General features: G+C 48.4%; 1 protein-coding gene. It reads right to left on the bottom strand.

Annotation, left to right across the window (positions count from 1 at the left end):
• On the bottom strand, nt 1-450 hold a 450-nt coding region (locus tag K0T92_RS25835), incomplete at both ends, for an IS256 family transposase (protein WP_219875284.1).

Below are 450 nucleotides of genomic sequence, written 5' to 3'. Positions count from 1 at the left end.
AAATGGTTTTGAGCCCCTCAATAAAATCGGTCTTGTGTTGGACGCGAACCTTTGGAAACGTAGAACGTACTTTGTGTACGACGCAATGTTGAACGTCTGCCCGCGGATACATCTCTTTAAAAGCATCATCCAAACCCGGGAGCCCATCAAACACACCGAGTAAGACCTCATGTACACCACGGGCATACAGGTCTTTAAGGACGTCTTTCCAACCATTGGAGCTCTCATGGCCACCAATGTAGAAGCCCAGGATTTGACGATGTCCTTCTTCATCAATGCCCATAGCAAAGTAGATGACCTCACCGCTCACCGTACTGCGTTTGAGTTTCACATACATGCCGTCTAGATAGATCACGCTGTAGCGCTTTTTCAACGGTCTTTGATGCCATGTCTGGATATCCTCCAGTACGGTTGCGGTGATGTTGCTGACCGTCGTAGGCGAATAGTGAC

This window comes from Paenibacillus oenotherae (assembly GCF_019443105.1).
Taxonomy (GTDB): Bacteria; Bacillota; Bacilli; order Paenibacillales; family Paenibacillaceae; genus Paenibacillus_Z; species Paenibacillus_Z oenotherae.
The sequence above is the reverse complement of the archived record's forward strand: the minus strand, read 5'-3'. Positions and strand labels throughout refer to the sequence as shown.